The following is an 8,193-nucleotide window of genomic DNA, read 5'->3' as shown; positions in this document are numbered from 1 at the left end:
CGCACGACTACAGTGACGCACCCCGCAACCGCCGCTCGGCCACGGGCCTGAGCACGCCTCAGCGAGGCACCCCGCAACTGGCAGCCCGGGCGCCTCGCCCGCGCGGTCGGCGAGCAGGGCGAGGGCGCGCCGGCCGGCGACCGTCCCCCGCTTGTCGGCGAGGGCACCGCGCAGCCCGCCGGACGCCTCCAGTTCGGCACGAGCCCGGTCGAGTTGGCCGGTGCAGAGCGCGAGGATGCCCAACTCGTGGTGGAAGTAGGCCTGTTCGGTCACCTCGCCGGACAGCCGGGACGCTTCCGCACCGGACCGCAGGGCCCGTTCCCAGGCGCTCCAGTGGAGTCCGGCGGCGAAGGCGGGCGCGGCCGTGCGGGCCAGCCGTACGGCGCTGCTCTCCTCGCCCTCGACGGGCGGGGTGGTTCGCGGGACGACGGCGGCGAGCGCGGCCAGGACGGCGTCGGCCTCCGCGCAGACCCGCTCGGGGGTGACGGAGGGATGGCCGGCCCACCAGGCGTAGTGCCGGGCGGCGGTGTCGGCGTGGCCGGCGGCGTCGTCGGCGTACCCGGCGGCCTCCAGCTGGGTCTGCACGCCCGCCGCGAGGCGGTAGCGGGAGCCGACCGGGGAGACCAGGCCGCAGCTCGCCAGCTCACCGAGGGCGGCGTCCGCGTGGGTGTCGCCGACCAGCGCGGGCAGGTGCGCCTGGTGGGGTATCTCACCGCCGAGGGCGACGGCGAAGCGGAGGGTGGCGCGGGCGGAGGCGCTGAGCCGGGAGGCGAGCAGCGGGGCCGGGGCGGCGGCCTCGCCGAGGGAGGGCAGCGGGACCTCGTCCTCCAGGTCCACGGGCGGGTCGGCCGGCACGCGCACGTCCTCGAAGACGCCGTACTCGTCGACCGCGCCGGTGCTGGCCCGCAGGTGGTCGCGCTGCCGGAGCAGGGCGCCGGCCTGGACGAACCGCAGGGGCAGCCCCTCGGACTCGAACCAGAGGTCGCCGGCCCAGTTGGACTCCTCCTCGGTGAGCACCCGGCCGACGGCCCGCTCCAGGAGCTCCGCGCCGGCGGCGCGGTCGAGGCCGCCGAGGAACACCTCCTCGACCTCGGACCCGGCGGAGGGCGCGGCCACGTCGGGGGTGGCGGCGAACAGGAACGCGCACTCGGGGGTGGCGTCGAGCAGTTCGTCCAGGGCGGCGCCGCCGAACTCCAGGTCGTCCAGGACGACGACCGCGCCGATCTCCTGGACGCAGGCGAGGAGTTCGTCCCGGTCGGGGCGGTGGCGGGGGGCGTCGTAGACGGCGTGGAACAGCTCGTGCAGGAGGTCGCCGGCCGTGCGGTGGAAGCCGCTGAGGCGGACCACGCCGTCGGGGGCGAGGTCCACGCAGTCCTCGGCGACCAGGTCGAGCAGGGCGGTGCGGCCGGAGCCGGCCGGGCCGGTGAGCCGGACGGAGCGGCCCCGGGCCAGGAGGCGGACCAGGCGTTCGCGTTCGTCCTGGCGTTCCAGCAGGGAGAGCGCGGGCCGGGCGGGGCCGGGCGGCACGGGCGGCAGGGCGGCGCGTTCCGTCCCGGCGCGCTCGTCGGCGGTGCGCTTGCGGGGCCTGCCGGGGAGTTCGGCCGGCGGGCAGGGCTCTATCTCGCTGCCGTCGACCGGATTGACGGTGAGTTGCAGGTCGCCGCTGACGAGCTGGGCCATGCGGGCGGGCACGGCCGGGCCGGCGGCGAAGTCGGAGGTGAGGGAGTCCCGGGGCGGGCGGCGGCCGTGCGCCTGGCCGTGCTCCTCGGAGCCCGGGTGGATCGGGTCGATCGGCTCGATTCGGTCCATGGGTTCAAGCCCCCCAAAAGCGTCGTGTGCCCGTGTTCGCGGCCCCTCCCGGCCTTGTCGCACACCGCGCTGTCGCTTCTGGTCCGGGCCCGCTCGGGCGAGGGTTGCGAGGCGGCGGGCGACCGCACCCTAAACCTTCCCTCAGTGTCTCCGACAGGGCGGGGTGCCATGCGGTCCGAGACGTCACGGTCTTGTGAGGATTGCGTACCTCGCTCCCGTGCCTCACACCCGGGGCAGCGACTCCACCCCGATGCCGCCCTCGATGGCGAGGATGCGGTGCAGCCGGGTCGCCACCAGCAGACGCTGCATCTGCGGGGGCACGCCCCGCAGCACCAGACGGCGCCCGCAGCGGCCGGCCCGCCGGTGGGCACCCATGATCACCCCGAGTCCGGTGGCGTCCCAGGAGTCCAGTTCGGACAGGTCGAGCACCAGATCGCCGACTCCGGTGTCGACGGCCGAGTGCAGGGCCGTACGGGCGTCCGCCGCGCTGCGTACGTCGAGGCGGCCCCCGACGACCAGCTCGGCGTGGTCGCCCCTGATGTGCATATGCGCTCCCCGTTGAGTGCGGTTGGCGTACTCGGTGACGGTGCTGTGCAACGTCTGACTGTTCGGGTGGCGGTGCGGTTGCTGTTTGTAAGCGAACCGATACCGAATTCACCCCGGGGAGTGACACTCCCGGGGTGGTCGTGCGTGAGCGGGTTGACTCAGTACGTGTAGAAGCCCTGCCCGCTCTTGCGGCCGATGTCACCGGCGTCCACCATCCGGCGCATCAGCTCCGGCGGGGCGAACTTCTCGTCCTGGGACTCGGTGTAGATGTTGCTCGTGGCGTGCAGCAGGATGTCCACGCCGGTGAGGTCCGCGGTGGCGAGCGGGCCCATGGCGTGGCCGAAGCCCAGCTTGCAGGCGAGGTCGATGTCCTCGGCCGTGGCGACGCCCGACTCGTAGAGCTTGGTCGCCTCGACCACGAGGGCGGAGATGAGCCGGGTGGTGACGAAGCCGGCGACGTCGCGGTTGACGACGATGCAGGTCTTGCCGACGGACTCGGCGAACTCCCGGGCGGTGGCGAGGGTTTCGTCGCTGGTCTTGTAGCCGCGGACCAGCTCGACGAGCTGCATCATCGGCACCGGCGAGAAGAAGTGCACGCCGACGACCCGTTCGGGGCGCTCGGTGGCCGCCGCGATCTTGGTGATCGGGATGGCGGAGGTGTTGGAGGCGAGCACGGTGTCCTCGCGCACGAGCTTGTCGAGCGCGCGGAAGATCTCGTGCTTGACCTCCAGCTTCTCGAAGACGGCCTCCACCACGACGTCGGCCTCGGCGGCGGCGTCCAGGTCGGTGGTCGGGGTGATGCGCGCGAGCGCGGCCTCGGCGTCCTCGGCGGCCAGCTTGCCCTTGCCGACGAACTTGTCGTACGAGGCCTTGATGCCGTCGGTGCCGCGGTTCAGTGCCTCGTCGGTGACGTCGCGCAGGACGACGTCCCAGCCCGCCTGCGCGGCGACCTGGGCGATGCCGGAACCCATGAGACCGGCCCCGATGACGGCGAGCTTCCGTGCCACTCCGACTCCCTATGAACGCGGTGAAAGGTCTGCCTCTCGGCGGACCATAGCGCTCCGGCGCCGCTGTGTGACCGGTAAGTAACGCGCGTCACGTCCCATTTGACGGAGATCACACCGGCAGGGGTACGGGCCGGGAGGGCGGCTCCACGAGCCGGGCGGCCAGCGGCCGATGAGGGCCCGGACGGCGTCGCTTACCGGGGGGAGGTCAGCGGGGTCCGCCCATCGGTGCGCGTCGTGCTCCGTCAGGACGAGCGGTGCCGTGCTCCGGACGGTGACGGCGAAGGTGAACTGACGGGTCGTACCGCCGCGGCTGTCGGCGTAGTCGAAATGGCCGACGTAGCCGCACACCGCCTCGATGGTCGGCCCGGTCTCCTCGGCGGTCTCCCGGCGGAGGGCTTCCAGGACGCCCTCACCGTCCTCGACCCTGCCGCAGGGCAGTTCCCACGCTCACCTCGCCGGCCGCGCGCCGCGGCTCGGCCGGCCCGGGATCCTCCCACGCAAGCGCCCCGGCCCGCAGGGCCGCTGAGGGCGCGTCACCCGGCGGACAGGGAAGCGCACGGAGAACGCGGCGCCGTGCCGCACCGGTTCACCACGGTGCCGCGACCGGGTGGCCCCAGGTGGACAGGTGAGGGCCTGGACGACGGCCGGCACCTGCGGCGGGCCGCGGAACCCTTCCAGGGCCGGGCCGCCTAGGACTCGCCCCGGACGGCATAGCCCAGCACCTTTTCGCTCAGCAGGTCCTCGATGTCGTCCAGGAGGACGAGTACCTCCCGTGACACTTCGGCCGGTTTGCGCCCGGCGAGCATCTCACGGCCGATGGTGACGAAGACGCACTGGTGGATCCAGCAGATCTGCCCGGCCATCAGGTCCGGCAGCGGGTCGTCGGCGGCGGCGCCGGTCTCCTCGCGCAGGGCCTCCCGAAGGGTGTCGTGGATCTCCTGCTGGAGGCTCCACAGCCGGGAGCGCAGCGGCGGGGCCTCGTGGATGACGCGCATGAAGCGGTCGTAGCCCTCCATCAGGCCGACCCGGGGCGAGACGGCCTCGACCTCGCCGCGCAGTTCGCGCAGGACGGCGTGCGCGGCGGACTCCCCGGCGTCCCGGCCCCGGACCCAGCGGGCGAGCCGGTCGGCCACGCCGGCGGAGCGGTCGAAGAAGAGGTCCTCCTTGGCGGGGAAGTAGTTGTAGACCGTGTTGACCGAGACGTTCGCCGCCTCGGCGATCTCGGCGACGGTCACCGCCTCGAAGCCCCGCTCCAGGAACAGCCCGGTGGCGACGTCCGAGATGTACTGCCGGGTCTGCCGTTTCTTCCGCTCCCTGAGCCCCTCTGCCATGCCCGCAGTCTAACTTCGCTGGGCATGCTGAAAACTTGGAGTCATTGCAAAATTTCAGTGCCTCTGTTTTTCTGGAGGCATGGCAGCAGTCATCAGCACAGCGGGCCTGGCCCGCACCTTCCGGACGAAGGCCGGCCCCGTCGACGCCGTCCGAGGCATCGACCTCACCGTCCCCGAGGGGGAGATCCTCGGCTTCCTCGGTCCCAACGGCGCGGGCAAGACCACCACCTTGCGGATGCTCACCACCCTGCTGAAGCCGACCGGCGGCACGGCCACCGTCGCCGGCCACGACCTCGCCGCCGATCCGGCCGGGGTGCGCCGGGTGAGCGGCTACGTCGCCCAGTCCGGCGGGGTGGACCCGCAGATCACCGTGCGGGAGGAACTGGTCACCCAGGGCCGGATGTACCGCCTGCCGAAGGCGGAGGCGGTGGCCCGCGCCGCGGAACTGGCCGCGGAACTGAACCTCACCGGGCTCCTCGACCGCAGGACCGGCGCGCTCTCCGGCGGCCAGCGGCGCCGCCTGGACATCGCCATGGCGCTCACCCACCGCCCGAAGGTGCTGTTCCTGGACGAGCCGACGACCGGTCTGGACCCCGCGAGCCGCGCCGACCTGTGGGACCTGGTCCGCCGGCTGCGGGACACGCACGGGACGACCGTCTTCCTGACCACCCACTACCTGGACGAGGCGGACGCCCTCGCCGACCGCCTGGTCATCGTCGACCGGGGCACGGTCGCCGCCGAGGGCACCCCGAGCGCGCTCAGGCTCCGCTACGGCGGCTCGCTCGACGCCACCCTCCAGGACACCTTCCTCGCCGTCACCGGCCGCGGGCCCTCCCCCTCGGCCGACACCGCCCCCGTCGCCGTATAGCCGCACAGGCCGCACAGGCCGCACAGAAACGGTCAGGACCCACCCGATGCTGCTTCACGACACGGCCCTCGTCTTCGGCCGCTACCTCCGCCAGTCCCTGCGCTCCCGCTTCGCCCTGCTCTTCGGGGTGCTGACACCCCTGCTGTACCTGCTCTTCTTCGGCCCGCTGCTCACCGGTCTGCCGCTGGGCGGACCGGGCACTTCCTGGCAGGTGCTGGTCCCCGGCCTGCTGCTCCAGCTCGGTCTGTTCGGCGCCCTGTTCGCCGGGTTCACGGTCATCGTGGAGAAGGGGCAGGGGGTGGTGGAGCGGATGCGGGTGACACCGGTCAGCCGGCTCGCCCTGCTGCTCGGCCGGGTGCTGCGGGACGCCACGGTGTTCGTCTTCCAGGCGGTGCTGCTGGTGCTGGCCGCGCTGGTGATGGGCCTGCGCGCACCGCTGGCCGGCATTCTGATCGGCTTCGCGTTCGTCGCCCTGCTCACGCTCTCGCTCGCGTCGCTGTCGTACGCGCTCGGCATGAAGGTCCGCACCCCGCAGGAGTTCGGCCCGCTGATCAACATGGTGTCGATGCCGTCGATGCTGCTGTCCGGCCTGATGCTCCCGATGACCCTCGCGCCGGCCTGGCTGGACGTGCTGTCGCACTTCGTCCCGTTCCGCTATCTGGTGGACGCCGTCCGGGACGCGTACGTCGGCCGGTACACGAGCACGCACATGCTCTACGGCGTCCTGGTCGCCGTCGGCTTCGCCGTACTGGCCGTGACGACGGGCACACGGGTGTTCCGGACGGCCGGGGCGTAACTACGCTGGCCGCATGGTCAACCTGACGCGTATCTACACGAGGACCGGGGACCGGGGCACCACCAGCCTCGGCGACATGAGCCGGGTGCCCAAGACGGACCTGCGGATCTCCGCCTACGCGGACGCCAACGAGGCCAACGCGGTGATCGGTACCGCCATCGCCTTGGGCGGCCTGGACGAGGAGATCGTCACGGTCCTCACCCGCGTCCAGAACGACCTGTTCGACGTCGGCGCGGACCTGTCGACGCCCGTGGTGGAGAACCCGGAGTTCCCGCCGCTGAGGGTGGAGCAGTTCTACATCGACCGACTGGAGGCGGACTGCGACCGCTTCAACGAGCGGCTGGAGAAGCTGCGCTCCTTCATCCTGCCCGGCGGCACCCCGGGCGCCGCCCTGCTGCACCAGGCGTGCACGGTCGTACGGCGGGCCGAGCGCTCCACCTGGGCGGCCCTGGAGGTGCACGGCGAGACGATGAACCCGCTCACCGCGACCTACCTCAACCGCCTCTCCGACCTGCTGTTCATCCTGGCCCGCAGCGCCAACCGGGAGACCGGCGACGTGCTGTGGGTGCCGGGCGGCGAGCGCTAGCCCCGCTGGCCCAGGGCCTCTCGTTCGGATCGTGCCGGGCTCGCGGGCCCTGGCACCGCGCCCTGATCCGGCCTGATCCGAACGGAAGACCCTAGTCGCCGGTGCGGCCGTCGATCTGCTCGCGCAGGATGTCGAGGTGGCCGTTGTGCCGGGCCGTCTCCTCGATGAGGTGGAGCAGGATCCAGCGCAGGTCCACCGGATCGCCGTTGCCCCGCTTCACCTGCGCCTTGGTGTCCAGGTCGTGGGCGGCGACGAGTTCGTCGTGCCGGGCGGACTCCTCGGCGTACTCGTCGAGCAGCCGGGACAGCGGGATGTCGACGGCGATCCGCATCTCGCGGTCGGGGTCCTCGTCGGTCCAGGGGCCCTCGTCCGGCTCTCCCAGGAAGACGACCCGGAACCAGTAGTACTCGACCCAGCGCAGATGGTTGATCAGCCCGCTCATGGTCATCAGCGGCGAGCCGGGGAGGATCGCCTTCACGGCGTCCTCGTCGGAGAGTTCCTCGCACTTGGCGCGCGCGGTGGCGCGCACGTAGGTGAGGAAGGTGGTCAGCTGGGTGCGCTCGTCCCAGGCGGGAGGCGTGTCGGTGCGTGTCATCGCGGTGATGATGTCCCGGCGCCCGCCCCGGTGTCGACAGACTTTTCGGCGGCGGTCCCGCCGGCGCCGCGACGCGGCTCCCGTTTCGGGAACAGCGTGTAGCTCGCGGCGATGACCAGGTTGATGCCGATCACCCACAGCATGCGCTGCTGCCAGGCCCGCAGCGGACCGGTGTCCCCGGCGTCGCCGACGTACCAGACCGCGCCCTGGAGCAGGGCGAGGGCGACGGCCGAGGCCAGGATCCAGCGGGCCGCGACCTTCCACTCGTGGACGGCGCGGGCCGTGCCGTACCGGGGTGGCCTCACCGGGGGCGGGCCGCCGGCGAAGCGGTGGGCCACCCGGGCGTCCGCCCACCTGAGGGTGGAGTGGCCGAGGCCGACCGTGAAGCCGATGTAGACCGCGGCGAGCCCGTGCCGCCAGTCGGGTTCGGCGCCGTTCCTCAGGTCGGTCGCGGTGACGGCGAAGAGCACGATCTCCAGCAGCGGCTCGCACAGCAGCAGGGCCAGCCCGGTGCGCGCCATGCGGAACACGTACCGGAAGGCCAGCCCGGCCGCCAGCAGCACCCAGAACGCCACCTCGCAGGCGATGATCAGTCCGACGATCACGGTTCGCTCCCCTCGTCCACCCTTCCAGGCTCCCGGCCCGGGGCGCCGTT

Annotated in this window: 10 protein-coding genes; 3 read left to right on the top strand and 7 right to left on the bottom strand. The window is 72.5% G+C overall.

Annotated features, from left to right (window positions below; translation table 11 throughout):
* From ABZV94_RS18080 to ABZV94_RS18060, 5 genes are all read right to left on the bottom strand, one after another.
* Nucleotides 1–1,809: ATP-binding protein (locus ABZV94_RS18080; protein ID WP_356341322.1), on the bottom strand; the 1,809-nt coding region annotated here is incomplete at its 3' end.
* Between the two features lie 222 nt (nucleotides 1,810–2,031).
* Nucleotides 2,032–2,355 (bottom strand): STAS domain-containing protein, encoded by a 324-nt coding sequence (locus tag ABZV94_RS18075; protein WP_014675024.1) that lies wholly within the window; start codon nucleotides 2,353–2,355, stop codon nucleotides 2,032–2,034.
* A 158-nt stretch (nucleotides 2,356–2,513) separates the two neighbouring features.
* On the bottom strand, nucleotides 2,514–3,362 hold the full coding sequence (locus tag ABZV94_RS18070; protein WP_356341321.1) for a 3-hydroxyacyl-CoA dehydrogenase family protein: 849 nt from the start codon (nucleotides 3,360–3,362) through the stop codon (nucleotides 2,514–2,516).
* A 9-nt stretch (nucleotides 3,363–3,371) separates the two neighbouring features.
* Nucleotides 3,372–3,800 carry an NUDIX hydrolase gene (locus ABZV94_RS18065; protein WP_356341325.1) on the bottom strand — a complete coding sequence of 143 codons (429 nt, stop codon included), beginning with the start codon at nucleotides 3,798–3,800 and terminating at the stop codon, nucleotides 3,372–3,374.
* A gap of 251 nt (nucleotides 3,801–4,051) precedes the next feature.
* Entirely contained in the window at nucleotides 4,052–4,693 is a 642-nt protein-coding gene (locus ABZV94_RS18060; RefSeq protein ID WP_356341320.1) for a TetR/AcrR family transcriptional regulator, read from the bottom strand.
* A 79-nt stretch (nucleotides 4,694–4,772) separates the two neighbouring features.
* Between ABZV94_RS18060 and ABZV94_RS18055 the strand changes: the two genes are divergently transcribed.
* The 3 genes from ABZV94_RS18055 to ABZV94_RS18045 are packed head-to-tail and all read left to right on the top strand — an operon-like array spanning nucleotide 4,773 to nucleotide 6,943.
* The gene (locus ABZV94_RS18055) at nucleotides 4,773–5,561 is read left to right on the top strand and encodes an ATP-binding cassette domain-containing protein (RefSeq protein ID WP_356341319.1); all 789 of its coding nucleotides are present in this window, start codon (nucleotides 4,773–4,775) and stop codon (nucleotides 5,559–5,561) included.
* A 46-nt stretch (nucleotides 5,562–5,607) separates the two neighbouring features.
* A complete protein-coding gene (locus tag ABZV94_RS18050; protein ID WP_356341318.1) occupies nucleotides 5,608–6,357 on the top strand; it encodes an ABC transporter permease in 750 nt (249 codons plus the stop codon).
* A gap of 13 nt (nucleotides 6,358–6,370) precedes the next feature.
* Nucleotides 6,371–6,943, top strand: a complete 573-nt coding sequence (locus tag ABZV94_RS18045; RefSeq protein WP_059264202.1) for a cob(I)yrinic acid a,c-diamide adenosyltransferase — start codon at nucleotides 6,371–6,373, stop codon at nucleotides 6,941–6,943.
* A 91-nt stretch (nucleotides 6,944–7,034) separates the two neighbouring features.
* Here the strand turns inward: ABZV94_RS18045 and ABZV94_RS18040 are convergent, their stop codons facing one another.
* Both ABZV94_RS18040 and ABZV94_RS18035 read right to left on the bottom strand, forming a co-directional pair.
* Nucleotides 7,035–7,538: a DinB family protein gene (locus ABZV94_RS18040; protein WP_356341317.1), complete on the bottom strand. Its 504-nt coding sequence runs from the start codon at nucleotides 7,536–7,538 to the stop codon at nucleotides 7,035–7,037.
* Nucleotides 7,535–8,143, bottom strand: coding sequence for a hypothetical protein (locus tag ABZV94_RS18035; protein ID WP_356341316.1), 609 nt, complete (start codon nucleotides 8,141–8,143; stop codon nucleotides 7,535–7,537). Before ABZV94_RS18035 ends, ABZV94_RS18040 begins: the two co-directional genes overlap by 4 nt.
* Between the last annotated feature and the right edge of the window lie 50 nt (nucleotides 8,144–8,193).

Origin of the sequence: Streptomyces sp. NPDC004658 (assembly GCF_040609555.1) — a bacterium.
Taxonomy (GTDB): Bacteria; Actinomycetota; Actinomycetes; order Streptomycetales; family Streptomycetaceae; genus Streptomyces.
The sequence above is the reverse complement of the archived record's forward strand: the minus strand, read 5'-3'. Positions and strand labels throughout refer to the sequence as shown.